The organism is Shimia biformata (assembly GCF_016888515.1).
In the GTDB taxonomy this organism is placed as follows: domain Bacteria; phylum Pseudomonadota; class Alphaproteobacteria; order Rhodobacterales; family Rhodobacteraceae; genus Shimia_A; species Shimia_A biformata.
Genome location: NZ_JAFEJK010000002.1, coordinates 114224 through 140797, shown reverse-complemented (window position 1 = coordinate 140797; position 26574 = coordinate 114224). Strand labels below are relative to the sequence as shown.

26 protein-coding genes are annotated in these 26574 nt (G+C 64.0%); 16 read left to right on the top strand and 10 right to left on the bottom strand.

The window, feature by feature from the left end:
- Window positions 1-2: 2 nt before the first annotated feature.
- Both JQ863_RS15885 and nagA read left to right on the top strand, forming a co-directional pair.
- Entirely contained in the window at window positions 3-1031 is a 1029-nt protein-coding gene (locus tag JQ863_RS15885) for an SIS domain-containing protein (protein ID WP_204115314.1), read from the top strand.
- The gene (nagA, locus tag JQ863_RS15880) at window positions 1028-2146 is read left to right on the top strand and encodes an N-acetylglucosamine-6-phosphate deacetylase (RefSeq protein WP_204115313.1); all 1119 of its coding nucleotides are present in this window, start codon (window positions 1028-1030) and stop codon (window positions 2144-2146) included. Before JQ863_RS15885 ends, nagA begins: the two co-directional genes overlap by 4 nt.
- 41 nt (window positions 2147-2187) lie before the next feature.
- On the opposite strand, the gene JQ863_RS15875 is transcribed toward nagA, so the two are convergent.
- The 6 genes from JQ863_RS15875 to JQ863_RS15850 all read right to left on the bottom strand — a co-directional run bounded on the left by JQ863_RS15875 (window position 2188) and on the right by JQ863_RS15850 (window position 7765).
- A complete protein-coding gene (locus tag JQ863_RS15875; protein ID WP_204115312.1) occupies window positions 2188-2952 on the bottom strand; it encodes an SDR family oxidoreductase in 765 nt (254 codons plus the stop codon).
- A complete protein-coding gene (locus tag JQ863_RS15870; RefSeq protein ID WP_204115311.1) occupies window positions 2949-3989 on the bottom strand; it encodes a zinc-dependent alcohol dehydrogenase in 1041 nt (346 codons plus the stop codon). The genes JQ863_RS15875 and JQ863_RS15870 overlap by 4 nt, the downstream gene beginning before the upstream one ends.
- Window positions 3990-4055: 66 nt before the next feature.
- Window positions 4056-4850, bottom strand: a complete 795-nt coding sequence (locus JQ863_RS15865) for an NAD-dependent epimerase/dehydratase family protein (protein WP_204115310.1) — start codon at window positions 4848-4850, stop codon at window positions 4056-4058.
- 16 nt (window positions 4851-4866) lie between these two features.
- Entirely contained in the window at window positions 4867-5685 is an 819-nt protein-coding gene (locus JQ863_RS15860) for an HpcH/HpaI aldolase family protein (RefSeq protein ID WP_204115309.1), read from the bottom strand.
- A 29-nt stretch (window positions 5686-5714) separates the two neighbouring features.
- Complete coding sequence (locus JQ863_RS15855; protein WP_204115308.1) at window positions 5715-6806, bottom strand: mandelate racemase/muconate lactonizing enzyme family protein; 1092 nt, start codon at window positions 6804-6806, stop codon at window positions 5715-5717.
- Window positions 6803-7765: a 2-hydroxyacid dehydrogenase gene (locus JQ863_RS15850; RefSeq protein ID WP_204115307.1), complete on the bottom strand. Its 963-nt coding sequence runs from the start codon at window positions 7763-7765 to the stop codon at window positions 6803-6805. Before JQ863_RS15850 ends, JQ863_RS15855 begins: the two co-directional genes overlap by 4 nt.
- A gap of 103 nt (window positions 7766-7868) precedes the next feature.
- On the opposite strand from JQ863_RS15850, the gene JQ863_RS15845 reads away from it, so the two are divergent.
- Window positions 7869-8630, top strand: a complete 762-nt coding sequence (locus tag JQ863_RS15845; RefSeq protein WP_204115306.1) for an SDR family oxidoreductase — start codon at window positions 7869-7871, stop codon at window positions 8628-8630.
- Window positions 8631-8643: 13 nt separating this feature from the next.
- Window positions 8644-9525 (top strand): NAD(P)-dependent oxidoreductase, encoded by an 882-nt coding sequence (locus JQ863_RS15840; RefSeq protein ID WP_239113497.1) that lies wholly within the window; start codon window positions 8644-8646, stop codon window positions 9523-9525.
- A 43-nt stretch (window positions 9526-9568) separates the two neighbouring features.
- On the opposite strand, the gene JQ863_RS15835 is transcribed toward JQ863_RS15840, so the two are convergent.
- Window positions 9569-10207, bottom strand: a complete 639-nt coding sequence (locus JQ863_RS15835) for a GntR family transcriptional regulator (RefSeq protein WP_204115304.1) — start codon at window positions 10205-10207, stop codon at window positions 9569-9571.
- A gap of 196 nt (window positions 10208-10403) precedes the next feature.
- Between JQ863_RS15835 and JQ863_RS15830 the strand changes: the two genes are divergently transcribed.
- The 12 genes from JQ863_RS15830 (at window position 10404) to JQ863_RS15775 (ending at window position 23117) form a co-directional block, all read left to right on the top strand.
- Entirely contained in the window at window positions 10404-11420 is a 1017-nt protein-coding gene (locus JQ863_RS15830) for a TRAP transporter substrate-binding protein (RefSeq protein ID WP_204115303.1), read from the top strand.
- Between the two features lie 86 nt (window positions 11421-11506).
- Window positions 11507-12412: a TRAP transporter small permease subunit gene (locus JQ863_RS15825; RefSeq protein WP_204115302.1), complete on the top strand. Its 906-nt coding sequence runs from the start codon at window positions 11507-11509 to the stop codon at window positions 12410-12412.
- The gene (locus JQ863_RS15820; RefSeq protein WP_204115301.1) at window positions 12412-14112 is read left to right on the top strand and encodes a TRAP transporter large permease; all 1701 of its coding nucleotides are present in this window, start codon (window positions 12412-12414) and stop codon (window positions 14110-14112) included. Before JQ863_RS15825 ends, JQ863_RS15820 begins: the two co-directional genes overlap by 1 nt.
- A 55-nt stretch (window positions 14113-14167) precedes the next feature.
- Window positions 14168-15673 (top strand): UxaA family hydrolase, encoded by a 1506-nt coding sequence (locus JQ863_RS15815; RefSeq protein WP_204115300.1) that lies wholly within the window; start codon window positions 14168-14170, stop codon window positions 15671-15673.
- Window positions 15670-16671 (top strand): Gfo/Idh/MocA family oxidoreductase, encoded by a 1002-nt coding sequence (locus tag JQ863_RS15810; protein ID WP_204115299.1) that lies wholly within the window; start codon window positions 15670-15672, stop codon window positions 16669-16671. The genes JQ863_RS15815 and JQ863_RS15810 overlap by 4 nt, the downstream gene beginning before the upstream one ends.
- Window positions 16668-17531 carry a shikimate dehydrogenase family protein gene (locus JQ863_RS15805; RefSeq protein ID WP_204115298.1) on the top strand — a complete coding sequence of 288 codons (864 nt, stop codon included), beginning with the start codon at window positions 16668-16670 and terminating at the stop codon, window positions 17529-17531. Before JQ863_RS15810 ends, JQ863_RS15805 begins: the two co-directional genes overlap by 4 nt.
- A 50-nt stretch (window positions 17532-17581) precedes the next feature.
- Window positions 17582-18469 carry an NAD(P)-dependent oxidoreductase gene (locus JQ863_RS15800; RefSeq protein ID WP_204115297.1) on the top strand — a complete coding sequence of 296 codons (888 nt, stop codon included), beginning with the start codon at window positions 17582-17584 and terminating at the stop codon, window positions 18467-18469.
- Window positions 18470-18478: 9 nt separating this feature from the next.
- Entirely contained in the window at window positions 18479-19372 is an 894-nt protein-coding gene (locus JQ863_RS15795) for a DMT family transporter (RefSeq protein WP_338055532.1), read from the top strand.
- Window positions 19369-20403: a Gfo/Idh/MocA family protein gene (locus tag JQ863_RS15790; RefSeq protein WP_204115295.1), complete on the top strand. Its 1035-nt coding sequence runs from the start codon at window positions 19369-19371 to the stop codon at window positions 20401-20403. The genes JQ863_RS15795 and JQ863_RS15790 overlap by 4 nt, the downstream gene beginning before the upstream one ends.
- Window positions 20396-21394: a Gfo/Idh/MocA family protein gene (locus JQ863_RS15785; protein ID WP_204115294.1), complete on the top strand. Its 999-nt coding sequence runs from the start codon at window positions 20396-20398 to the stop codon at window positions 21392-21394. The genes JQ863_RS15790 and JQ863_RS15785 overlap by 8 nt, the downstream gene beginning before the upstream one ends.
- Window positions 21388-21993 carry a LysE family translocator gene (locus tag JQ863_RS15780; RefSeq protein WP_204115293.1) on the top strand — a complete coding sequence of 202 codons (606 nt, stop codon included), beginning with the start codon at window positions 21388-21390 and terminating at the stop codon, window positions 21991-21993. The genes JQ863_RS15785 and JQ863_RS15780 overlap by 7 nt, the downstream gene beginning before the upstream one ends.
- Window positions 21990-23117 carry a mandelate racemase/muconate lactonizing enzyme family protein gene (locus tag JQ863_RS15775; RefSeq protein WP_204115292.1) on the top strand — a complete coding sequence of 376 codons (1128 nt, stop codon included), beginning with the start codon at window positions 21990-21992 and terminating at the stop codon, window positions 23115-23117. Before JQ863_RS15780 ends, JQ863_RS15775 begins: the two co-directional genes overlap by 4 nt.
- Here the strand turns inward: JQ863_RS15775 and JQ863_RS15770 are convergent.
- The 3 genes from JQ863_RS15770 to JQ863_RS15760 are packed head-to-tail and all read right to left on the bottom strand — an operon-like array spanning window position 23105 to window position 26572.
- Window positions 23105-23881: a citryl-CoA lyase gene (locus JQ863_RS15770; RefSeq protein WP_204115291.1), complete on the bottom strand. Its 777-nt coding sequence runs from the start codon at window positions 23879-23881 to the stop codon at window positions 23105-23107. The two genes, JQ863_RS15775 and JQ863_RS15770, sit on opposite strands and share 13 nt — an antisense overlap.
- The gene (locus tag JQ863_RS15765; protein WP_204115290.1) at window positions 23878-25065 is read right to left on the bottom strand and encodes a CaiB/BaiF CoA transferase family protein; all 1188 of its coding nucleotides are present in this window, start codon (window positions 25063-25065) and stop codon (window positions 23878-23880) included. The genes JQ863_RS15770 and JQ863_RS15765 overlap by 4 nt, the downstream gene beginning before the upstream one ends.
- Entirely contained in the window at window positions 25055-26572 is a 1518-nt protein-coding gene (locus JQ863_RS15760; RefSeq protein WP_204115289.1) for a tripartite tricarboxylate transporter permease, read from the bottom strand. The genes JQ863_RS15765 and JQ863_RS15760 overlap by 11 nt, the downstream gene beginning before the upstream one ends.
- Between the last annotated feature and the right edge of the window lie 2 nt (window positions 26573-26574).

Sequence of the window (26574 nt, the reverse complement as noted above, 5' to 3'; positions counted from 1 at the left end):
ACATGTCTATCCAATCCACTCGGATGAAAGCCGAGATCCAGGAAATTCCGCAGGCGGTCGACCGTTTGTTGACCGGGGGGGAAACGCTGGTTGCCGAGACCGCAAGGCGCGCTGCGGCAACAAACCCGCGCTTCATGCTGTCGGTGGCGCGGGGATCGTCGGATCACGTCTGCACCTATCTGAAATACACGTCCGAACTGCTGTTGGGCCTGCCGATGGCCTCGGTCGGGCCGTCTGTCGCGTCGATCTATGGCGCGGAACTGAAGGCCGAGGGTGGCCTTTGCGTGTCGGTGTCGCAATCGGGCATGAGCCCGGACATCGTGGCGCTGACCGCGAGCCTAGGCAAAGCGGGCGCGCATACGGTGGCGATCACCAATGACGCCAGCTCCCGGCTGGCGGGCGTGGCCAATGCCACCCTGCCAATCTTTGCCGGGCCAGAGAAAAGCGTTGCCGCAACCAAGACCTTCGTGACCTCGCTGGTGGCGGGGCTGTGGTGGCTGGCGGCGATGAAGGGTGATGACGATCTTCTGGCCGCGATCCACGCCCTGCCCGAACAGCTGGACGCCGCCACGCGCTGCGACTGGTCCGAGGCGGCAGCGGCGATCGACGGGCGGTCGCTGTTCACGCTGGGGCGCGGCCCAAGCTGGGCGATCTCGAACGAAGCGGCGCTGAAATTCAAGGAAACCTGCCTGATCCACGCCGAGAGCTATTCCTCGGCCGAGGTGCTGCACGGCCCGGTTTCGATCGTCGAAAGCGGCTTTCCCGTCATCGCCTTCGGCGCGCGGGATGCCGCCGAGGACAGCCTTGCCGAGGCCGTCGATGCGATTGCCGACAAGGGGGCCACGGCCTTTGCCACCACGGACAAGGTCAAGCGCGCCACCTGCCTGCCGCATGTGCGCACCGACCATTGGCTGACCGACCCGATCTCGGTGATCGTGTCCTTCTATGGCATGGTTGAATCGGTGGCCGTGGGGCGCGGGATCAACCCAGACACGCCGCGCCACCTGAGAAAGGTGACCGAGACGGTATGAGCATGGCTGACATCACCTATACCAACGCGCGCCTGTTTGACGGCGCAGTACTGCACCCGGCGGGCACGGTGACGTTCCGTGGCGGTCGGTTGGCCGACGGCGAAAGCGAAACGGTGGTCGATCTGGGTGGCGATATCCTGTCGCCCGGCTATGTCGATCTGCAGGTGAACGGCGGCGGTGGGGTGATGTTCAACGCCGCGCCGACGGTCGAGACGCTGCGCCTGATGGCGACGGCGCATAACGGACTGGGCGTGACCGCGCTTTTGCCGACGCTGATCACCGACACGCCGGAGGTTACCGCAGCCGCGATTGCCGCGGCAGTTCAGGCGGTTGGCGAGGGCGTGCCGGGAATTGCCGGGCTGCATCTGGAAGGGCCGCATCTGTCGATTGCCCGCAAGGGGGCCCATTCGCCTGCACTCATCCGGCCAATGGAAGTGGCGGACCTTGAGGCGCTTTTGGCTGCGGCGGAGGTGCTGCCGGTTCTGAAAATCACCATCGCGCCCGAAAACGTGACGACCGATCAGGTCCGGGCACTGGCCGAGGCGGGCGTGCTGGTTGCCATTGGCCACAGCGACGCCGATTTCGCCACTGTTCTGCGATATGTCGACGCCGGGGCGCGCTGTGTCACCCACCTGTTCAACGCCATGAGCCAGCTTGGAAACCGCGAGCCGGGCATCGTCGGCGCGGCGCTGGACGAAGGGCGGTTGTCGGCGGGGCTGATCGCGGATGCGATCCATGTTCACCCGGCCTCGATGCGCCGGGCATGGGCCGCGAAACGCGGGCCCGGACAGATTTACCTTGTCAGCGACGCGATGTCGGTGGCGGGCACGGACCAACCCGCGTTTACGCTCAATGGGCGCGAGATCACGCGCAAAGACGGGCGGCTGACGCTGGCGGATGGCACGCTGGCGGGGGCCGATCTGGACCTGACGCGCGCGCTGAACGTTTTGGTGGGGCAATGCGGGATCGACCTTGGCGCGGCTTTGAAAGCGGCGACAACGGTGCCTGCAGAGCTGATCGGGCTATATGCCGATGCGGACCCGCTGGCTCAGGCCAACATGATCCGCATCTCGGGCGACCTGACGCAGGTTTCGCCGCTTCAGCCCTTCGCCTGATCGCCCGGCTTTCGCGGGGCGATCAGCTTTGTTTCCGGGGCTTACCGCCCCATCCAGCCGCCATCGACGACGAGGATTTCGCCGTTGACGTAATCCGACGCGGCAGAGGCAAGGAACACGGCAGGGCCGCCAAAGTCGGCAGGCGTGCCCCAGCGACCCTGCGGGATGCGTTCGAGGATCGCCTTCGAGCGGACCGGATCATCCTGCAGCGCCTGCGTGTTGTCCGTGGCGATGTATCCCGGCGCGATGGCGTTGACGTTGACCCCCTTGCCGGCCCATTCATTGGCCAGCGCCTTGGTCAACTGCCCGATCCCACCTTTTGACGCAGCATAGCCCGGCACGGTGATGCCGCCCTGGAAGGTCAGCAAGGACGCGGTGAAGATGATCTTGCCCGACCCGCGCTCAACCATGCCCCGCCCGACCTCGCGGCTGAGGACGAACTGCGCCGAAAGGTTCACCTCGATCACCTCGTCCCACCAGTCGTCGGGATGTTCGGCGGCGGGTTTGCGTTTGATCGTGCCGGCGTTGTTGACAAGGATATCCGGCTTCACCCCGTCGGCCTCAAGCTGCGCGGCGAAAGCCAGCACCGCCGCGCGGTCCGAGAAATCGCATTGATAGGCGGTGAAGCTGCGGCCCATGGCAGTCACGGATTTCTCGATCTCGCTGCCCGAAAGCTCCAACGACGCGCTGACGCCAACGATGTCGGCCCCTGCGGCGGCCAGCGCTTCAGCCATGCCGCGCCCGATGCCGCGTTTGCAGCCCGTCACAAGGGCGGTTTTGCCGGTCAAATCGAAGGGGTTTGTCATGCGTCTTCTCCTACCTTGATCAGGCTTTTCATGGCAGTGGGGCTGCGGTCGAGCGCTTCGAACGCGGCCTGGATGTCGGACAGAGGGCTGACATCGGTGATGACCGTTTCGGCATCGACGCCGCCCGAGGTGATGATGGCAATGGCCTTTTCGTAATCCTCGCCCTCATAGACCCGTGCGCCGATCAGCTTCAGCTCTCGCCAGAAGAACTGGAACAGGTCGATCTGGGGCTTTGTTGCGTGGATCGCGACCATGACGATGCGCGCGCGGGTGGCGGCGACGGCGGTCATGGCGTCGACGCCGGGTTGGGTGCCCGAGACCTCGAACACCACGTCGGCGCCCTTGTCGGCGGTACGGGTGTTGATCTGTGCCTTGAGGTCCTGTTCGGCCGGGTTCACCGTGTCGAAGCCCAGTTTCTGCGCAATGGCAAGGCGGTGAGGGTTCACCTCCGAGATCACGACCTTGCCGCCCGCGTCACGGGCAACCATGGCGACAAGAATGCCGATGGGACCGCCGCCGATGACAACCACGTCCTCGCCGGGTTGCAGCCCCGAGAGACGCACGTCATGGCAGGCCACGGCAACCGGTTCGATCAACGCCGCATGGTCAAGGCGCAGCTCATCGGGCAACAGGTGCAGCGTATGCGCCGGCACGGTCCAGATTTCCTGCATCGCGCCATCGGTGTCGAGTCCGAGGAACTTGAGCTTGTGGCAGATGTGCTGATGACCTGCGTTGCAGGCGGGGCAGTCGCCGCAATGGTCCAGGGGCCTCACGACAACCTTCTGGCCAACCTCGAAGCCCGAGACGCCCTCGCCGCAGGCGGCCACGGTGCCCGACATCTCGTGGCCGATGATGCGGTTCAGGCCGACGCGGGCGTCCATGTTGCCGTGATAGACATGCATGTCGGTGCCGCAGATGCCGCAATAGGCGATGCGCACGGCAACTTCGCCCGGACCGGGCTGTTTCGGGGCGGTCGCTTCCACCGCAAAGCTCTTGTCGCCACGATAAAAGGCGGCGGTGATTGTCTGGTCTGTCATCCCATCTTGTCCTTGTCTGCGTTGGGTGACCTGATCGGGTGCGGCACCGCAGGCGGTGCGCCGGGATCAGGATTGGTAAATCGGATAAGCGGTGAAAACTCCGCCCTGAAAGCGGCTTTCGTCCTCTGGCACGGTCTCAGGCGGATGGGCGGCCTCGACCTCGGCGCGGTAGGTCTCGGCGCTGTCCTGCGGGGTCCAGCCTAGGTAGGCGACCTTGCTGTTGTCCCACCAGGACGTATCGGAATGCGACGCGCCATAGACCACCGGGCAGCCCAGTTCCGGCACGGCGAAACAGCATTTTGCAAGGCCGAACATGTCGCGCGGACTGAGCCAGGTCGACAGCATCCGCCGGTTCAGCGGTTTCGGCACACAAGAGCCGATGCGCACACGCGCCGTTTCGACCCCGAATTTCTGCCAGTAAAGCACCGCCAGCTGCTCACCATAGACCTTGGAGGCGCCATAAAGGCCGTCCGACAGAGGCGGAGCATCAGCGTCGATGCGCTGCCCCTGCGGGTAAAAGCCGATGGCGTGGTTCGAAGAGGCGAATATGATGCGCGGGTTACCATGCTTGCGGGCGGCTTCATAAAGGTTGAAGACCCCGCGCAGATTGGCGCGTTCGATCAGGTCGAAGCCCTTCTCGACGCTGATGCCGCCAAAATGCACGATGCCGTCACAGCCCCGGACGACCTCTTCGACCGCGTCCTTGTCACCGAGGTCGGCGGCGACGAAAGTCTCGTGCTGGGCCAGGTCAGTGACGGGGGTGACATCGCTCAGGCGCAGCTCATCGGCGAACCCGGCCAGATGTTCACGGGCAAACCCGCCAAGGGTGCCTGCCGCGCCGGTGATCAATAGTCGTTTCACGTCCCAAACCTTTCATTCAATAGCTCGAAGGGGAGCCGTCCGCATCCCCTTGTCCGTCGCCCCCAAGAAGGGCCCGTGTTCTGGCAACCGCCGCCTTCGACCCTGCCGAAAGAAGCGAGACATCGGCCGCGATGGTAACCATGTCACAGCCCCAGCCGACTGCGCGGGCGCCGTATTCCGGCGTGCCGCAATGCAGGATCGTACCGATCCCGGCCCGCTTCGCGGCGGCCAGAATGGTCTGGATCGCCTCGATCATCTCGGGTTCTTCCCGGTCCAGACCGGCGGGCAACGCGCCGTTCGACAGGCTCAGGGTCAGGTCAGCGGGACCTATGTAGACGCCATCAAGCCCCGGTGTGGCGCAGATCGCGTCGAGGTTGGCAAAAGCCTCGGCGGTTTCGATCATCGCGATGACCATGACCTCGTCATTGGCATGGGCCGCATAGTCGGGACCGGCGGCGAAATTGACACGGGTGGGGCCGAAGCTACGGGTGCCGAGCGGCGGGTAACGCACCATCGAGACAAGGTCGGCGGCCTCTTCCGGCGTATTAATCATCGGGCAGATGACGCCAAAGGCACCAGCATCCAGAAGCTTCATCACGATACCCGGTTCGCGCCACGGCGCGCGCGCCATCGGGGTGACACCGCTGGCGCGCATGGCCTGAAACATCCCCTTGACGTCACTGTAGTCAAGGAACCCGTGTTGCAGGTCTATTGTCAGGCAATCAAACCCTGCATCGGCCATGATCTCGGCCGAGAAGGCGTTGCCGATCGCGAGCCAGCCGTTCAGCGTTGTCCGGCCCTCGGCCCATGCGCGTTTCAGTCTGTTGGGTGTCATGTCCCTGTTCCCGTCAATCCGTGTTGCACTCAGTCCTTTCGGAAGGCCGCAAGACGACCCCAGTCAAATTCGACCCCGGTGCCCGGCGTCGCCGGGGCCAGTGCCATGTGGTTTTCAACCCGCAACGGGCGCTTGGTGTAGCGGTCGATGGGGAAGGAGTGGACCTCGATCAGCCCGGCATTGGGCTGTCCCGAGACCAGGCTGACATGCAGTTCCTGCATACCGTGGCTGCAGATCGGAAGCCCGGCCTTGCGCGATAGCTCCGCCACCTGCAGCCAGCCCGTGATCCCGCCGCAATTGCTGGCGTCCGGTTGCAGGAACGAAAGCCCGGCACGGTCGACGGCATATTCGAATTCGTGGATCGTGTGCAGGTTCTCGCCCATGGCCAGCGGCACTTTGCTGACTTTGGAAAGCCGCCCATAGGCGTCGTAATCGTCGGGGATCATCGGTTCCTCGAACCACAAAAGGTCAAAAGGTTCGAAGGCGGCAACCGCGTCGCGGGCCTGTGCCTCGGTCATCGAGTAATTGGCGTCGACGGCAAAGGCGATGTTCGGCCCGATCAGCTCACGCACGGCGGCGATGCGGGTCAGGTCCTGATCCAGCGTCGGCTGGCCGATCTTGATCTTGACGCCGTTGAACCCGGCCTCAAGGTAGCCCCGGATACTGTCCAGCAGCTTGGGCAGGTCAAAGCCAAGGTCGATGCCGCCACAATAGGCGCGGCACCGGTCGGACGCTCCGCCCGCCATCTGCGCCAGCGATTGCCCGGTCGCCTTCCCGCGCAGGTCCCACAGCGCGATATCCACCGCCGAGATCGCGAAACTGGCGATGCCGCCACGCGCGACGTAATGCACATGCCACTGCATCGCATCATACAGCGCCTCGACCGCCTCCGCGTCCTGTCCGATCAGGAACGGGGCAAGGTCATGGTCGATCATTGCCTTGATCGCGTATCCGCCCTTGCCGCCGGTATAGGTATAGCCCGTGCCGGTGCTGCCATCGGCCAGCGTCACGGTCGCGGTCACAAGTTCGAAATGGTGGTGGTCGCCATGCTTGGCATCCACCAGCACTTCGTCCAGCGGGACATGAAACAGGCGGGCGTCGACTGAGGTGATCTTGGTCATAGGTGGCGGCATTCGGGCACCGGCGTCAGCACGGTCCCGTCCTTGAGATATTGCGAGAGGTTGTCACAAGTCAGGTCGCCCATCGCCTGTCGGGTCTCGACCGTGGCCGAGCCGACATGCGGGGTGAGGACGACGTTTTCCATGCGTTTGAGCGCGTCCGGCACCTTGGGTTCGGCGTCGAACACATCCAGCCCTGCCCCACCGAGCCGCCCCTGTTCCAGCGCAGCGACAAGGGCGGGTTCATCCACGACCGAGCCGCGCGCGACATTGACCAGAACCCCGTCCGGGCCCAGCACGTCCAGCACCTCGGCATTGACAAGGTGGCGGGTGGCGGCGCCGCCGGGGGTGATCACGATCAGGGCATCGCAGGCGGCGGCCATGTCCTTGAGGTTGGAGAAATATTCAAGGTCCACCGGCTTGGGGCTGCGCGAGTGATAGACCACCGAGGCTCCAAAGGCCTGTACCCGATCGGCGATGGTCTGCCCGATCCGGCCCAGCCCGACGATACCGACCTTGGTGCCTCGGACGGACCGGGTCAGCGGGAACGCGCCCTTTTCCTCCCACGCGCCCTTGCGGACCCACCGGTCGGCGGGGATCAGGCGGCGATAGGTGGCGAGCCACAGCAGGGTCGCGGTATCGGCGACCTCATCATTCAGCACATCCGGCGTATGCGAGACGATGATGCCCCGGGCCACGGCGCGGTCCACGTCGATGGCGTCATAGCCGACACCATAGGACGAGATCACCTTGAGGTTCGGCAGGGCATCAAAGACATACCCCGGCACGCCCCAGTGCCCATCGGTGGCCACGGCGACAAAATCCGCACCCTTTTCGGCCAGAAGCGCGGGGCGATCTGCCTCGGGCGTGGCGAACAGGCGGGTCACGTCAAACTCGGCTTCAAGCCGGGCGCGCATCCGGTCGGTGATATTGCCGATCTGCAAAAGCTGGGGTTTGGACATTGGGTTACCTCCTGTGGTCGGGCGTTGAGGTGCGGGATGCAAAGGCGGTTGGCTTCTCTTGCGGGCCGGACCTATGGTGGGCGCAAGCAAGGGAGGGGCCGAAATGAGCGGGATATTCGATCTGAGCGGCAGGACGGCGCTGATTACCGGGTCCAGCATGGGAATCGGGTTGGCGCTGGCACGGGGGCTGGCGCAGCATGGCGCGGCGGTGGTGCTGAACGCGCGAAATGCCGACCGGCTTGAGGCGGCTGCGGACGAATTGCGTGGCGAAGGGGCCGAGGTCTCGACCGCTTGTTTCGACGTCACCGACGGCGCTGCCGTGCGCGCCGCCGTGGGCGCGATCGAAGCGACCGGCCCGATCGACATCCTGATCAACAACGCCGGGATGCAGTTCCGCACCCCGCTTGAGGATTTCCCCGAAGACAAATGGGACGCGCTTTTTGAGACCAACGTCAAAAGCGCCTTTCTGGTTGGTCAGGTCGTGGCGCGGGCGATGATTGCGCGCGGCCGGGGCCGGATCGTGAATATCGCCTCGGTGCAAAGCGAATTGGCGCGGCCGGGCATCGCGCCCTATACCGCCACCAAGGGCGCCATGCGCAACCTGACGCGCGGCATGGCGACCGACTGGGCGCGGCATGGGTTGCAGGTGAACGCCATCGCGCCGGGCTATTTCAAGACCCCGCTCAATCAGGCCCTGATCGACGATCCCGCCTTTACCGACTGGCTGGAGAAACGCACCCCGGCAGGGCGATGGGGCAATGTCGAGGAACTGGTCGGCGCGGCGGTCTTCCTCAGTTCCGATGCCGCGAGCTTCGTCAACGGGCACACGCTGCATGTGGACGGCGGCATTACCGCTTCTCTCTAAAGGATCGAAACCGATGAAAATTGCATTCCTGGGCACCGGGCTGATGGGGGCGCATATGGCGCGCAACCTGTTGAAGGCCGGGTTTGACGTCACCGCGTGGAACCGGACCCAGCCCAAGGCCGAGCCGTTGCGGGCGGATGGCGCGCGGGTGGCATCAACCGCTGCCGAGGCGGTAGCGGGCGCGGATGTGGTGATCTCGATTCTGGCGGACGGGCCGGCGACGGGCGCGGTGCAGTCCGATCCGGGCACACAGGCGGCGCTGAGGCGTGGCGCGGTCTGGATCGACATGTGTTCGGCCAAGCCGGAAGAGGCGCGGGCGCAGTCCGCCGGTCTTGCCGCGATCGGGGTCCGGCATCTGGATGCGCCGGTCTCGGGCGGCACCAAGGGGGCCGAGGCGGGTACGCTGGCAATCATGGTCGGCGGAGAGGCCGGGGTTCTCTCTGAGGTGACGGATGTGCTGGCCGCGATGGGCCGCCCGGTGCTGGTCGGGCCTGCGGGCGCGGGGCAACTGGCGAAGCTGGCAAACCAGGCCATCGTCGCGGTCACAATTTCCGCCGTGGCCGAAGCGATGCTGATGCTGACGGAAGGCGGGGCCGATCCCGCGGCGGTGCGCGAGGCGCTGAAGGGCGGGTTTGCCGACAGCACCATCCTGCAACAGCATGGCGCGCGCATGACCAATGGCGATTTTGCCCCCGGCGGGTTGTCGCGCCTGCAGCTGAAGGACCTCGATAACGTTCTGGCCGAGGCCACGGCCACAGGTATCACCCTGCCGGCGGTCGACGGGGTGCGCGATCGGTTTGCCCGGCTTTGTACCGAAATGGGCGGCGGCGACTGGGACCATTCCGCGCTGTACCTGGAATTGCGCGACCGGAACGGATTGCCTGAAAAAGGCTGACCACACCGGAGCGCCCCGGCCAATCCCCCCGCCCTGCTCATCGTCACAACGAGCGCGCCATATGGCGGTAAATCGCCTCGCGCGCGGCACCGACATCACGGGCAAGGGCGGCATCGACGATGTCCTTGTGCTCGCTGATGATGGCCTCGAAATAGTTGGTGCCAAAGTCCCGGTTCACGCCAACGACCTGCTGGCGAAACAGTGCGTAGACCCGCGAGAAGGTCTGCATCAGAAGCGGCGAATCGCAGGCCGAGATCAGCGCGGTGTGAAAGCCAAGCTCGGCATCCGACCAGACATGGGCGTGTTCGCCAAGGTCCGAATCGCGGGCGATCTGACGCTCGATATGGCTGAGCTTGTGATGGGCGGCTGTCAGCGAAGCCTCCCATTCAAGGCCGCCTTTCTGGATCGACAGGGTGCAGCCCTCTTGTTCCAGCATGATTCGAAACCGGGTGACATCGCGGCGGCGGGTCTCGGACGAAGGGGTCGCGCGGAACCCGCGCTGTTCCTCGAATTCGACAAGACCCGAGGGCAAAAGCCGCATCAGCACGTCCCGCACCGTATTGGACGAAACGCCGTAATCGCCTTGCAAACTTGCCGGTTTTAGCTTTTCGCCAGGCTTGAATACCGCCGTCATCAGCTTGCGCTGCAAATCGTCATAGATGTCGGCAGTATCGGTTTTCATTTTTCTCAGACCCAGGTCGTTCAAACCGCCACCCTATTGGAAGTTTCGAAGATTTCAAGAATTTTCAAAATTAATTCGAATTCTGAAATTTTCCTTGGCGTGGATGGCAACCATTGCTAGGCTCCCTCTCGCTTGGCCCGCCGAAGACACGAAAACTGCGAGGACGCGGGGCAATGAACCCTAAGGGAGGAAAGATATGAAATTCACTCATTTGGCGGCCGCGGCTGTCAGCGCGGTTGCTCTTGTCGCCGGGGCGGCATCGGCAGAAACATCGAAACTGCGCATCCAGACGCACTATGCGCCGGAAACCGTGTCCGGCAAGCTGGCGGCGCAATACATTGACGATATCCAGACGATGTCGAACGGCGAAATCGAAGTCGAAATGTTCTATTCGTCCTCGGTTGTGAAGTCGGTCGAAACCTTCGACGCTGCCGCAACGGGCATCCTGGACTGCGACATGACCGGCGGTGGCTACCAGACCGGCAAGAACTCGGCGTTCCAGTTCGTCGGCGACATCATGGGCGGCTATGACACCCCCTATCAGCAGCTGAGCTGGCTGTATTTCGGTGGCGGCCTCGAAGCTGCGGCACCGCTTTACAACAAGTACGGCATGGAGCTGATCGGCTGGTGGGTCTATGGTCAGGAAAGCTTTGCTTCGTCGAAGCCGATCGAGAAAGTGGCCGACTTCAAGGACTGGAAATTCCGTTCGCCTCCGGGCATGGAAACCAAGATCTTCGAAAAGCTGGGCGCCAAGCCGATCGTGATGGACTTTACCGAGATCTTCACCGCGCTTGAAACCGGCATCATCGACGGTGCGGACGCATCGGGTCTGGCCAACAACGTCGGTCTGGGCCTGTATGACATCGTGAAATACGCCAACTTCCCCGGCTTCCACTCGATGCCGTCGGACCACCTGGCGTGTAACAAGGCCGTCTTCGACGCGATGCCCGCGCATCACCAGAAGATCATGAAGGTTGCCATGGAAGCCCTGGCCCTGCGCACCGCGCTGACCTTTGAGAAGAAGAACGCCGAAGCCGCCGCCAAGCTGCGCGCCGATGGTGTGACTCTGTCGCAATGGGCACCGGAAGAGCTGGCCAAGTTCCGCGCCGCGGCGCAGTCCACCTGGCCCGAGTTCGCCGACACGCCGGAAGCCAAGGCTCTGGTTGATGCACATATGGCGTACCTGACCCAACTGGGCCTGGCTTCCCAGTAAACCCAAAACAAAAAACGGGGTCCGCATGATGGCGGGCCCCGAACTATATCTGCAGGTCCTCAGAAGGCCTGTAGAAAGGGGATTTCATGCAACAGCGTTCCGGCAGCCTCATCGAGTGGGTTGTTCCAATGGCCTTCATCGCAAGCGCGGGTTGGCTGGTTTGGCACATCCCGGCGTTTATTCTGGATTTCTTACCACCCGACGACCCGTCTCAGTTCGACAAGCTGAGCGCCCTGTTCAAGCGCAACGATGTCGCGCCGAACCTGCCGGGTCTGTTTGGCGGTTTCGCCGATATCGTGGATTGGCTTTCGCTGATCCTTGTGCCGGTGCTGACGGTCATCGGTGTGATGACGGTGCGCCGCGCCGCGATGGAATTTGAAAGCTGGCGTCCGGCGGACCGGCTGGCCGTGTTCATCGGCCGCGTGACGATGATGATGATCGTCTGCCTGTGTTCGGTCATGCTGTACGAGGTCTTCGTGCGCTATATCATGAACGCCGCGACGCTGTGGGCCAACGAACTCAGCCTGTGGCTGGCCGGGTTCATCTTTCTGACTGCCGGGCTTTATGCCATGCAGCAGCGCAGCCATATCCGCATCTTCCTGATCTATGACCTGATGCCCCGCTGGGCGCAGCGGACCTGTGACACGATCTCGGTCCTGTTGATCCTGACCTTCGCCTTCTTCCTGGTCTATGGCGGCTATGGCGAGGCGTTTGACAAGTTCTATCGCTGGGAGACCTTCGGCACTGCCTTTGACCCGCCGATCCCGGCAACGCTGAAACCTGCTGTTCTGATCGTGATCTCGCTGGTTGCGGTGCAGGCCGTGATCAACCTGATCTCGGATTGGAACGCCGAACCGGTCGAGCATTCCGCCGCCGACGATATTGACGAAGACGAACTGCGCCGCCTGCGGGAAGCGGTGGGCGCATCTGGAGTGGGCGACGAAGACGTCACCCGCGGCAAGATCCAGTCCAGCATCGGGAGCAAAAGCTGATGGATATCGGAACCATTTCGCTGGTCCTCATGCTGGGCCTGATTGTCCTTCTGGCGATCGGCATGCCGCTTGGTTTTGCCTCGGCCATCCTTGCCGTGCTTGTCCTTGTGATGAAGTTCGAGCCGGCGCTTCTGACCAACCCATTTGCCTTTGGCGATGGCATCCTGACCGGGCGACCCGGATCGGGGCCGCTGAATATCCTGGCGCAGAAGATATACGGGCTTTTGACGGATTATGTCCTCATCTCCATTCCGCTGTTCATCTTCATGGCCGCGCTGCTGGAACGGTCGGGCATCGCCAAGTCGATGTATGACTCGCTCAATGTCTGGCTGAACCGCACCCGTGGCGGCATTGCTATCGTGACCTCGCTGATGGCGGTGATCATGGCGGCGATGTCGGGCATTATCGGCGGCGAGGTTGTGCTTCTGGGCCTGATCGCGCTGCCGCAGATGTTGCGGCTGGGCTATAACCAGAACCTTGCCATCGGGACGATCTGTGCCTCGGGGTCGCTGGGGACGATGATCCCGCCCTCGATCGTGCTGATCATCTATGGGCTGATCACCGAGACCTCGATCAAGGCGCTGTTCACCGCGTCCTTCATCCCCGGTTTCATGCTGGCGAGCTTCATCATCATCTACATCATCATCCGCACCCAGCTGAACCCGCATCACGCGCCGCTGGCCGAGGAACGGTTGAGCAAGGAACTGGCCGAGCTTGCCCCAGGCGAGGACACCAAGCGCGCGCGTCTTGAGGCGGAAAAGGCCGAGTTGGATGCGCAGCCGCGCGGCAGGGAAAAGCTGATGCTGTTCGGCGGGTTCCTCTGCACGCTGATCGCGGGGTTCTGGACCTTCTTCAGCCTGCGTGTCCTGTTCTTCGAACTGAGCGGCCAGAACGCCGCCAAGACCGGCGATCCGATCCGCTTTGGCACATTGGATTACCTGCCGTGGTTCGTTGGCACCGTGGTCGTCGCGCTGCTCTTGATCTTCTTTGTCTTTGGCCGCGAACGCACCAAGACCGGCTGGGAGATGGGCAAAGGGCTGGTGCCGCCAATCATCATCATCGGCGTCGTTCTGGGCTCGATCTATATGGGTATCACCGGCATCACCGAGGCCGCGGGCATGGGCGCGTTTGCCGTGCTGGTTCTGGCGATCATCCGGCGCGAGGCATCTTGGGACCTCTTGTGGGACAGCCTGATGCGGACGCTGAAGTCGACCGGCACGATCATCTGGGTGACGATCGGCGCGGCGGCGCTGTCGGGGGCCTATACGATTGCGGGCGGCCCGACCTATATCGCCAACCTGATCACCGGGTCGGACCTGCCGACCATGGGCATCCTTCTGATCATGATGCTGATCCTGCTGTTCATGGGCGCCTTCATGGACTGGGTCGGGATCGTGTTGCTGATCATCCCGGTCTTCCTGCCCATCGTGCAGCGCCTGCCGATCGAGGAAATCGGGCTGTTTGGTGAATTGCAGCGCAGCCAGCTGTCGATCTGGTTCGGGGTGTTGTTCTGTATGAACATGCAGGTCAGTTTCCTATCGCCCCCCTTTGGTCCGGCCGCGTTTTATCTGAAATCCGTGGCGCCGCCGCATATCTCGCTGACCGATATCTTCAAAGGGTTCCTGCCCTTCATCGGCATCCAGCTTCTGGCGCTTTCGGTCCTGCTGATCTGGCCGCCGATCATCGCAATTCTTCTGTGACGCCTTAAACTGCCTGCGCCGGCCAAGCACTGGCCGGCGCGGAATGGAGCAAGACATGCAAAACTACGTTCGGCTTGACGCGAGCGACACGGTGGTCACCGCCACCCAAATGCTTGCGGCCGGATCGCAGGTCGAAGACCTGACCACCCGCGAGGCGATCCCGTCCGGGCACAAGGTGGCGACAACGCCGATGCCCAAAGGGGCCGAGGTGCGCAAATACGCCCAGTTGATCGGCTATGCGGCGGTCGACATCGCTGCCGGGGATCATGTCCACACCCACAATGTCGAGTTCCGCAATACCGAGGTCGAGTATGAGTTCGGCACCGATCTGCGCCCCGTGACACCGGCAAAGGAACCGGACACATTCATGGGCTATCGACGCGAGAACGGCAGCGTCGGCACCCGCAACTATATCGCTGTGGTGACGTCGGTGAACTGCTCGGCCACCGCCGCGCGGCGGATTGCGGATTCGTTTGGGCCTGCGGAACTGGCCGCCTATCCCAATGTCGATGGCGTTGTCGCCTTCGTGCATGGCACCGGCTGCGGCATGGGCGGCGACGGTGAAGGGTTCGAGGCGCTGCAACGGGTGATGTGGGGCTATGCCCGCCACCCCAATCATGCCGGCGTTCTGATGGTTGGTCTGGGCTGTGAGATGAACCAGATCGACTGGCTGCTTGAGGCCTATGGTCTAAAACAGGGGCCGCTGTTCCAGACCATGAACATCCAGAATGTCGCGGGGCTGCAAAAGACCATCGACGCCGGGATCGAAAAGGTCCGCGCCATGCTGCCCATCGCAAACGAGGCGCAACGGACCCCCTGCCCGGCTTCCGAACTGAAAGTGGCGCTGCAATGTGGCGGCTCGGACGCGTGGTCGGGCATCACAGCGAACCCGGCCTTGGGCTATGCCTGCGACCTGCTTGCGGCGCAGGGGGGCACCGGGGTTTTGGCGGAAACGCCCGAGATTTACGGCGCCGAACACCTGCTGACCCGCCGCGCCGCCGACCGCGCCACCGGCGACAAGCTGATCGGGCTGATCAGATGGTGGGAGGATTACACCGCCCGCAACAGGGGCTCGATGGACAACAATCCCAGCCCCGGCAACAAGAAGGGCGGCCTGACCACCATCCTTGAAAAATCGCTGGGGGCGGCGGCCAAGGGCGGCACGTCCCCTCTGAACGGGGTCTACAAATACGCCGAGCCGGTGACGGCGCGTGGGTTCACCTTCATGGACAGCCCCGGCTACGACCCGGCCTCGGTCACCGGGCAGATCGCGGGTGGCTGCAACCTTGTTTGTTTCACCACAGGGCGCGGCTCTGCCTTCGGGTCGAAACCCGCGCCGACGATCAAGATCGCAACCAATTCGACGCTTGCCAGCCGGATGCCCGACGACATGGATATCGATGCCGGCACCATCCTTTCGGGCGAGACCAGTGTCGAGGAGAAGGGCCGCGAGATTTACCAGATGTTCCTGCGCGTCGCCTCGGGCGAAGTCAGCAAATCCGAGGCGCAGGGTCTTGGCGATAACGAATTCGTGCCGTGGCTGATCGGAGCGGTGATGTGACCCGTCTGATCGTTGCAGGAACCGGGCTGATCGGCCATCGCCACCTTGCCCATATTGACGCGCATCCTGCCCTGACGCTGGCCGGGATCATCGACCCGGACCCGAACAGGCGCACCCACGACAGCGCACCTGGTTTTGCCGATATCGACGCTGTGGATGTGCCCTGTGACGGGCTGGTCATCGCGACCCCGACCGAGACCCACGCCCCGCTTGCCATCGCGGCGATGGAGCGGGGCTGGGACGTCTTGGTGGAAAAACCGCTGGCCGAGACCCGCGACGCGGCACAACGCATCATAGACGCGGCCGAGCGCACCGGGCGCAAGGTGCTGGTTGGCCATCACCGCCGCCATCATCCCCGCGTCGAGGCGCTGCAAAAGCTGATCGCGGAGGGCGAACTGGGCCAGCCGGTCGGCGCGTCGCTGATGTGGTACATGCGCAAGCCGGACGAGTATTTCGACATCGGCTGGCGGGCCGGGATGAACGGCGCGCCGGTGAAACAGAACCTGATCCATGATGTCGACATGCTGTGCTGGCTGTTTGGCGACGTGGACGAGGTTGTCGGGATTGGCGGCAACCCGGTGCGCGGCGCGGCGCGGACCGAACATGGCGGCGCGGTGCTGCGTTTTGCCTCGGGGGTGATCGTGTCGATTGCCTTTGCCGACACCACGCCGACGCCCTGGGGGTTCGAGGCCGGGACCGGGGAAAGCCCGGCGATCCCGCATACCAAGCAGGACTCGCTGCGCATCGCCTGCACGGGGGGCGCGGTTGAGTTCCCGTCACTGACCGTCTGGAGCGGTGCCGCCAGCTGGAACGAGGCGCCACAGGCGCGGCAGCTGGATGTGTCCGAGGCTGTGCCGCTGGTGCGCCAGTTGGAACATTTCGCCGATGTGATCGCAGGAAGGGCCAGCCCCCGTGTCAGCGCCCGCGACGGGCTGCGGGCATTGGATGTGACCTTGAAAATCGAGGCGGCGACCCTGCCCAAGGGGGTCAGCATATGACAACCATCACCTGCGGCCTGATCGGAGAGGGCCTGAGCCGGTCCCGCTTCGGCACTGCGCTGGGGATGCTGGGCGCGCATCACGGGTATGAGGTCGCGTTCCACCTGATCGACACGGCGGACCGCCGCGATTTTGACCTTGTGGCGGAACTTGAGCGGCTACGCGAGGCGGGCTGGACCGGAGTGTCGGTGACACATCCCTACAAATCGGATGCGGCAGTCTGGGCGGATGCGGTGCTGGACGATGATATCCGGCGGATCGGGGCGACGAACCTTGTGCTGTTCAAGCCCGAGACAAGGGCCTTGAACACCGATTTCAGCGGTTTCCGGGCCGCGTGGCTGGACCGGTTCGGCGACCAGCGTCCGGGACATGCCGCCATGGCGGGCGCGGGCGGAGTGGCGGGCGCGCTGGGTGTTGCGCTGTTGTCGCTTGGGGCCGAAAGCCTGACGATCTGGGACACCGATCCGGTCAAGGCCGAAACGCTTGCCGCGCGGCTTGGACCCAAGGCGCAGGTCGTGCCAATCGCCGATGCGTCCGAGGTGATCCGCAGCGCCGACGGCCTTGTCAACGCCACCCCGCTGGGTATGGGCACAGACAGGCGCAGCGCCTTCCCTCCCGAGGCCGTCGCGGGGCAGAAATGGGCCTTTGACGCGGTTTATACCCCGGTCGAAACGACGTTCCTGTCCCTTGCACGCAAGCAAAGCCTGTCCTGCCTGACGGGGTTCGACATGTTCCGCTTCATGGCTGTCGACAGTTTTGCCGCATACAGCGGTTTGCCAGCCGATCCCGCCCTTGCCGGGATGCTCGAACCGTTGCGCCCCAAAGATAACCCAGCCGCCACGGCTGCACCCGTTACCTGAAATTCGACTGGACATGTGCCGGTTGCAACCAAATCGAAAGAGAGGATGACATGACACAACCGAAAATTGGCTTCATCGGCCTTGGTCTGATGGGGGCCGCCATGGTCGCGCGGCTTCAGGACAAGAGATACGAGCTGACCGTCCTTGGCAACCGCGACCGCACCGGAGTCGAGGCGGCACTGGCGCGCGGCGCAACCGAAGCCGCAAATGCCGCCGAGGTCGCAGCCGCAAGCGATATCGTGATGCTGTGCATGGGCACCTCTGACCACGTCGAAAGCCGGATGCTGGGTGACGAAGGAGTGATCGCGGGCCTGAAACCCGGCGCCGTCGTGATCGACTTCGGCACCTCTTTGCCCGGCTCGACCAAGATGCTGGGTGACAAGGTCGCCGCCGCCGGGGGGCAGATGCTTGACGCGCCGCTGGGTCGCACGCCAACCCATGGCCGCGAGGGGCTGTTGAACATCATGGGGTCGGGCGACAAGGCGACCTTTGACAAGGTCAAGCCGGTGCTGGATGACCTTGGCGAGAACGTCTTTCACCTTGGGCCGCTTGGTACGGGGCACACGATCAAGCTGATCAACAACTTCTTTGCCATGACCACCGCCAACGCCATGTCCGAGGCCTTTGCCATGGCGGACAAGGCCGGTGTGCCGCGTCAGGCGCTTTATGACGTGATGAGCGCGGGTCCGCTGAAATCGGGCATGATGGATTTCGTTACCGCCTATGCCATCGACGGCAATGCGCAGAACCTTGCTTTCTCGATCCAGAACGCGGGCAAGGATGTCGGCTATTACCGTGAAATGGCCAAGGGGCTGGGCGTCGAAAGCATCATGTCCGCCTGTGCCGACAAAGCCCTGCAAACCGCTATTGCCGAGGGCAAGGGCGATGCGCTGGTGCCGGAAATGGTCGATTTCTACAGCGCCAAGTTCGGTGGCTAGGACATGAACGTGGCGGGCAAACAGGACCGGGTCGGGCTTGGCATGCTTCTGATGCTGGGCGCCTACCTGCTGTTTGCCGCCACCGATACTTCGGTCAAATGGCAGGTCACGGCAGGGGTCGGGGCGTTCCAGCTGGCCTTTGCGCGCTATGGCGTGCAATTTGCGCTGTCGCTGGCGACCAGCGGTCACCCGTCCCGGTTTTTTGGCAGTGTGACACGGCGGCAGGCCCAGCTATTGGCGCTGCGGGCGGCGCTTCTGGTGACCTCGACCATCTCGAACTTCATCGCGCTGCGCTATCTGACGCTGACGGTGACCTCGGCGATCATGTTCTCATCGCCCTTCATCGTCTGCTTCCTGGCTGTACCGATGCTGGGAGAGAGGATCGGCCCGTGGCGCTGGTCGGCGATTGCGATCGGCTTTGTCGGGGTGATGTTCGTCGTCCGGCCTTTCGGGGAGGAGTTCCACTGGGCCGCGCTGCTGTCGCTTTACAATGCCTTTGCGCTGGCAATGTTCTCGATCATCACGCGGATGTTGTCGGGCGAGGTGTCGACCGGGGTGATGCAGGCGACGGCTGGGCTGTCGGGGACGGTGGTTCTGCTGCCCTTCGCGGTCTGGACATGGCAACCCATCGGCGGCGTGGCCGACTGGGTGCTGTTTCTGGGGATCGGGCTGACGGCGTGGATCGGGCACGAATGCTTTGCCCGCGCCCATCGTTATGCCGAGGTGTCGTTCCTGATGCCGCTATCCTACAGCTATCTGATTTTCATGAGCGTCGCGGGCTGGCTGTTCTTCGGCAATGTGGCCGACGCGATGACCTTTACCGGTGCCGGGATCATCGTGATTTCGGGCCTGATAATCTGGTGGCGTGAAAAACGCCCCGTGCCGCCGAAGATTTTGCCATGACTAAAGCCCGTTCAAATGCCGTCCTGATCGGACTGGGCATGGTTGCCGACATGCACGCCGCCGCGATTGCCGACACCGATGGCGCGGTGCGACTTGCCGGGGTCATGGCGCGGCGGGTCGAGACGGCCAAAGCTTTTGCCGACCGCCACGGGGGGCCGGCGGTCCTGACCTCGGTTGACGCGGTGATCGCGGCGCAACCTGATTTCGTCATCCTCGCCACCCCGCCGGATGCGCGGCGGGACTATGTGACGCGCCTTGCCGGGGCGGGCATCCCGATCCTGACCGAAAAGCCGCTGGCCCGGACATATGCGGAAGCGGTGGAACTGGTAGAGATTTGCGACGCGCGGGGCGTGGGTTTTGGTGCGCTGTTGCAGCACCGAATGCGACCCGCTGCGCAGGACCTGATGGCGCGGATCGCGAGCGGCCAGATCGGGGACATCGCCTCGGTCGAATTGCGCATCCCGTGGTGGCGCGACCAGAGCTATTACGACGTGCCGGGGCGCGGCACCTATGCCCGTGACGGTGGCGGTGTGCTGATCACCCAAGCCATTCACACACTGGACCTGATGTTGCAGCTTTGCGGTCCTGTCGAGACGGTACAGGCGATGACCGCGACCACCGCGCTGCACCAGCTTGAAGCCGAGGATTTTGCCGCAGCTGCGCTGCGGTTCCGCTCGGGCGCGGTGGGGTCGATGGTGGCCTCGGTCACGCATTACCCCGGCGGCGCGGAAGAGATCCTCCTGAACGGCACCAAGGGCAGCGCGGTGCTGGCGGCAAACCGGTTGGTGCTGCACCGCCACGGCGCCGAGCCGGAAGAGATAGGTCAGGCCGCAGGCAGCGGCGGCGGTGCCGATCCGATGGCGTTTTCGCATGACTGGCACCGCGACGTGATTGCCGATTTCGCGGAGGCCGTCCGGCAGGATCGTGCGCCCGCCATCACCGCGCGCTCGGCGCTTGGGGTTCACGCGCTGATCGACGCCATCACCCGGTCTGCGGCCAGCGGCCAACGGGAAAGGGTAAGCGATGACTGACCCCATTCGTATCGGCATCGTCGGGATCGACCACCGCCATATCTATACCATGACGCAGCATATGCTGGACGCCGGATGTGTGCTGGCGGGCTGGTTCACGGAAGGGGAACCCGGCACGCTGGACGGGTTTGTCGAACGCTTCCCCGACGCGCCGCGCGTGGCCGCGGCGGAGGACCTGATCGACGCACCCGACATCGACCTGATCCTGACCGCCGCCGTGCCGTCGGATCGCGCCGCGATATCGGTCCGGGCGATGCGGGCGGGTAAGGACGTATTGTCGGACAAGCCCGGTGTTCTGACCCGCGACGACCTTGCCACCTTGCGAACGACGGTGGCCGAGACCGGGCGCATCTGGGCGGTCGATTTCTCGGAGCGGTTCGAGGTTCCGGCGATGACCCGCGCGTTAGAGCTGATCGCAGCGGGCGAGATTGGAGAGGTGATCGGCACGGTTGGCCTTGGGCCGCACCGTCTGAACGCTGCGACCCGACCCGACTGGTTCTGGGATCGGACGCGGAACGGCGGCATTCTGGCCGATATCGGCAGCCACCAGATCGACCAGTTTCTTGCCGTTACCGGAGAAGACAGCGCCGAGGTGATCCTGGCGCACGCGGCCTGCCATCGACAGAACGGGTTTCAGGATTTCGGCGAGATTGTCCTGCAGGCAGGAAAGGCGCGCGGGTTTGTGCGGCTGGACTGGTACACGCCCGACGCGCTGCCGAACTGGGGCGACGGGCGGCTTTTTGTGACCGGCACCAAGGGCACGCTGGAGCTGCGCAAATATGTCGATCCGGGCGGAGTGCCCGGCACCGATCACGTGATCCTCGTGAACGGCGAGGTTTGCCGGATGGAACAGGCATCGGAGGCCGGGTTGCCGTTCTTCGCCGCCCTCGCCCATGACATACGCCACCGCACGGAAACCGCCATGCCGCAGGAGCGGGTGTTCACCGTCTGCGACCTTGCCCTGACCGCGCAGGAGTTGGCGGAATGCTGATTTTCGCCGCCGCCGTGTTCTTCCTGATCATCACGCCGGGGCCGGGTGTGTTGTCCGCCGCCGGTGTTGGGGCGGGCTATGGCGCGCGGCCCGGAACACGTTACGTGCTGGGGTTGTTCGTCGGCACCAATATCGTCTGTCTTGCTGTCGTCTCGGGTCTTGCCGCCGTGGTTCTGGCCGATCCGCGCATCCGCGCCATCCTGTTTGCGGCCTCGACCTGTTACCTGATCTACCTCGCGCTGAAGATCGCGCTGGCGGGCAGCCGCATCGCCTTTATCGAAGCCAAGCGAGAGCCGGGGTTCCGGGACGGGATGATCCTGAACCTGTTGAACCCCAAGGCCTATGCGGTGAACACCACGCTGTTTTCCGGTTTTGCCTTCGAGGGCACGTCGCTGGCCATGGAAACGGTGCTTAAATTCGTGATCCTGAACGCGATCTGGCTGCCGATCCATTTCCTGTGGCTGGCGATGGGCATCACGCTGCACCGGCTGGACCTGCCCCAACGCAGCCAGCGCATCATCAATATCTGCATGAGCCTGTCGATGCTGATCGTCGTCGGGCTTGCCGTTCTTTATCAAGTCAAAGGCACCTCTCAATGAAAATCACCGCCATCCGCACCCATCTTCTGGAACATAAGCTGGACACCTATTTCGAAAGCGCGTCCTCGGGGTTCAGCACCCGCACCCATGTCCTTGTCGAGGTGGAAACCGATGTCGGGATCACAGGCTGGGGCGAGTGTCTGGGTCCGGCCCGGCTGAACGCCGCGATTGTCGAGGGCATGGCGGGCCACCTGATCGGGCAGAACCCGCTGGAGACGGAAAAACGCTGGCTTGAGACCTATCACGCCTTCCGCGACCAGGGGCAGCGCGGGCTGACGATCACCGCGCTTTCCGGCATCGACATCGCGCTGTGGGACATCAAGGGCAAGGCATGGGGGGTGCCGGTTTCGACCCTGATGGGCGGGCGGTTCCGCGAGAGCATCGAGGCCTATGCCACCGGCGGCTTCCGCAAGGACGGGCTGGACCGGGTCACCGACCTGCCGGCAGAACTGGCGCGCTACAAGGCGGAAGGCTTTGGCGCGGCGAAGATCAAGATTGGCTTCGACGTAGATGAGGACCTTGAGGTGATCAAGCGCTGCCGCGACGCGATCGGGCCGGACATGAAACTGATGATCGACGCCAACCACGGGTTCACCGTCGCCGAAGCGATCGCGCTGGGGCGCGAGGCGGCGCAATACGGCATCGGATGGTTCGAGGAACCGGTCCTGCCGGAACTTCTGGACGGATATGTCGACGTGCGCCGCGGCCAGCCGATCCCGGTGGCGGGCGGCGAGACGTGGCATGGGTCATGGGGCATGAAGGGTCCGGTCGAGAAACGCTGCATCGACATCCTGCAACCGGATATCTGCGGCACTGGCGGGTTTACCGAGGCCAAGCGGATTTCGGACATGTGTGTGTTGCATGGCGTCCGGCTTGTGCCGCATGTCTGGGGGACGGGCGTGCAGCTTGCGGCCTCGCTTCAGTTCCTGTCGGCCCTGCCCCCGAACCCGCCACGCCCCGAACCGCTGCAGCCGATGCTGGAGTTTGACCAGACCGAGATGCCGTTCCGCCAGACAGTGCTGACCAGCCCGCTGACGCATGAAAGCGGCTTGGTTGCGGTGCCCGACGGGCCGGGTCTGGGGATCGAGATCAACCGCGATACGCTGGAAAACTATCGCCCCTGAGGGCCGGTGTAGGTCCAGCGATACTTGGGCGGGGTCGGCCCCTTGTTGCGGCCGCCCTGTTCGGTCTGCTCCCAGGCATGGGCAAGGATGCCGACCGAGCGCGACAGGCAGAACAGCCCGCGCGCCAAGGGTGGCGCAAAGCCCAGTTCGGCATAGATCACCGCCGTCGCCCCGTCGATATTCATTGGGATGGGGCGGGATTTGCGGGCGTGAAGCGCGGTCTCTATCCCGGTGGCGATCTTCATGAACTGCCCCGCGCAAACTCCGGCATCCACCGCCTCGGTCACCAAGGCCATCAGGCGGGGCGCGCGCGGGTCGGTCGGGGTGTGAAAGCGATGGCCGAAACCGGGGATGATCTTGCCGCGCGTGGCGATCCACGTGTCCAGAGCGGCGTCAATGTCACCCTGTTGGGCGGCAACGTGGTGATAAAGCTCGACCGCCTGTTCCCCGGCCCCGCCATGCACATCGCCCAGCATGTTGACGGCACTTGCCATCGCATTGTTCAGCGGCAGACCACAGGTCACCGCCATCCGCGCCGCCGCGATTGAAGGCGCCTGCGGGCCGTGGTCCACAGCCGAAACCAGCGCCGCCTCGAACAGCGCCGCCTGTACCGGGTCGGGCGTATCACCGCGCAGCATGAGCCAGATCATCTGTGCAAAACTCAGGTTGCCGATCAGATCCTCGATGGGGTGGCCACGCAATGCGATGCGCCCGGGCTCCATGTCGATGATCGCGGTGGACCACCAGTCGGAAACGTCGCTCATAGGATGCCCTCGTTTTTCAGCTGTTCGATTTCATCCGGTTCAAGGCCAATCCCGGCCCAGACGTCATCATTGTCCGTGCCCAGTTCCGGCGGCGGTGTATTCGGCATCGGGCGGGTGCCGTCCATGACGACGGGGCTGCCCGACAGCCTGACCTCTTGCCCGTCCATGTCCACCGAACCGATCAGACCGCGCCCGGCAAGCTGCGGATCTGCCAGCGCCTCGGCCACGCCAAGAACCGGGCCCGAGGGCACGCCCAACGCGTTCAGCTCGCGGACCCAGTCGGCGGCGGGCCGGGTTTTCAGAGTGTCCTCCAGGGCCGCGCGCAGGGCGTGACGATTGCGCTTGCGGTCCTCGCGGGTGGCATAGTCGGGGTCCGCCAACAGGTCGTCGCGCCCCAGATGGGATGCCAGCGCCTGCCATTGTTCGTCCCGGTTGGCGGCGATGTTGATCGGTCCGTCGGCGGCCTGAAACGTCCCCGAAGGGGCCGAGGTCGTGTTCTCGTTCCCATGCGGCGCCGGGGGCAGACCACCGATCAGGTGGTTCGACACCACCCAGCCCATGGTCGAGATCACCGCCTCTGTCATCGAGATATCAAGAACTGCGCCGCGCGGATTGGCGTTCAGGGCCGCGGCGATGGCAAAGGCGGCTGTCAGACCGCCCACCGTGTCCGCCAGCGGATAGCCGACACGATAGGGGGCCGTGTCGGGCGCGCCGGTGATCGACATCACCCCGCTGATGCCCTGCACGATCTGGTCATAGGCGGGGTCGCCTCTGCGCGGCCCGGTCTGGCCAAACCCGCTGATGGCACAATAGATCAGGCGGGGGTTTTCGGCCCTCAGCACGTCCGGCCCCAGCCCAAGCCGGTCCATCACGCCGGGGCGGAAGTTTTCGACCAGCACGTCGGCGGTTCTGACCAGCTGCTTCAACAACGCCTTGCCGCGCGGCGCTTTCATGTCCAGCGTGACCGATTTCTTGCCCGCGTTCTGAGCAAGGAAACTGATGCCCATGCCTTGCGCGTTTCGCTGGGGATCGGCCCCAAGGACGCGGGCGAGGTCGCCGGAACCGGGACGCTCGACCTTGATGACCTCGGCCCCCATCAGTGCCAAGTGATAACAGCAATAGGGTCCGGCCAGCACATTGGTCAGGTCAAGAACGCGGATGCCAGCCAGCGGTTCAGTCGCCATCCGCCACCCCCCTGGCCCGTGCCCGCGCACGGCGCGCGCGATAGCTGGGCACGATCACCAGCAAGACCGCAATGACCAGAAGTCCCAGCGTCATCGGTCTGTCGAGGATGAAACCCACACCATCATAAAGCTGCATCGACCGGGCAAAGTTGTCTTCCAGCATCCGGCCCAGAATGAAGCCGATCAACAAGGGCGCCAGCGGATAGTCGGCAAAGCGCAGCACCGTCGCGGCAACCCCCATGCCGACAAGGATCAGCAACTCGGTCGCATTGTTCTGGCCGATGTAGCTGCCCATCAAAGTGAAGAACAGGATGAACGGGATCAGGTAGTTGCGCGGGATCGCCAGCACCTTGGCGATATAGGGGATCAGCGGCAGGTTCAGCACCAAGAGGACAAGGTTGCCGATATACATCGAGATGATCACGGCCCAGAAGATCTGGGGCTCGTCCACCATCAAGCGCGGCCCCGGCGTCACGTTCAGCGCCAGAAGCGCGCCCAACAGGATCGCCGTCGTGCCTGAGCCGGGAATGCCCAGCGTCAGAAGCGGCACGAAAGACCCGGTGCAGGCGGCGTTGTTGGCGGTCTCGGGCGCGGCCAGCCCCTTGATCGAGCCCTTGCCGAACTCTTCCTGTTCCTCTTTCGTGGCGATGTTGCGCTCGACCGCGTAGCCAAGGAAGGACGCGATGGTCGCCCCGGCCCCCGGCAAGACACCGATGAAGAAACCCTGGATCGACTGACGCCCGATGACCGGAGCAATCTTGCGGCCTTCTTCGCGGGTGATGCGCAGGTTCTCGATCTTGCCGCTGTCGCCCGACTGGGCCGAGCGCGCGGGGTTCAGAACAAGGAACAGCGCCTCGGGCAGGGCAAACATCGCCATCGCCAGCGTGATGAAGCTGAAACCCGATTGCAGGTCCATCAACCCCATGGTGAAGCGCGGCATGTTGAACAGGGCGCCCTCGCCCACCGTGGCCATGATCAGACCGAGAAGCGTCATCAGAACGGCCTTGGCGACATTACCGGTGCCGGCAAAAGCGGCGATGGCGGAAAGACCGACCACCATCAGCGCGAAATATTCCGCCGAGTGGAACAGAAGCGCGACGGTGGACAGCATCGGCGCAAAGACCATCAACAGGACTGCGCCGATAGTGCCACCGCAGAAGGACGCGATGGCGGCAATGGTCAGCGCCTTGCCCCCCTGCCCGCGCCGCGCCATCGGGTAGCCGTCGAAACTGGTTGCAACCGTGCCCGCGACCCCCGGCGCATTGAGCAGGATCGACGAGGTCGAGCCGCCGAAGATCGCGCCGTAATAGACCCCCGCCAGCAGGATCAGCGCCGCCGAAGGGTCGCCGATGGTGATCGCCACCGGGATCATGATAGCGATGATCGACATCGGCCCAAGCCCCGGCAGCATACCGATGAAGGTGCCGATCAGACAGCCGGCAACAACCATGAGAAGGTTCTGGATGGAAAACGCGGCCCCGAGGCCGATCATGAGTCCCTCGATCATCT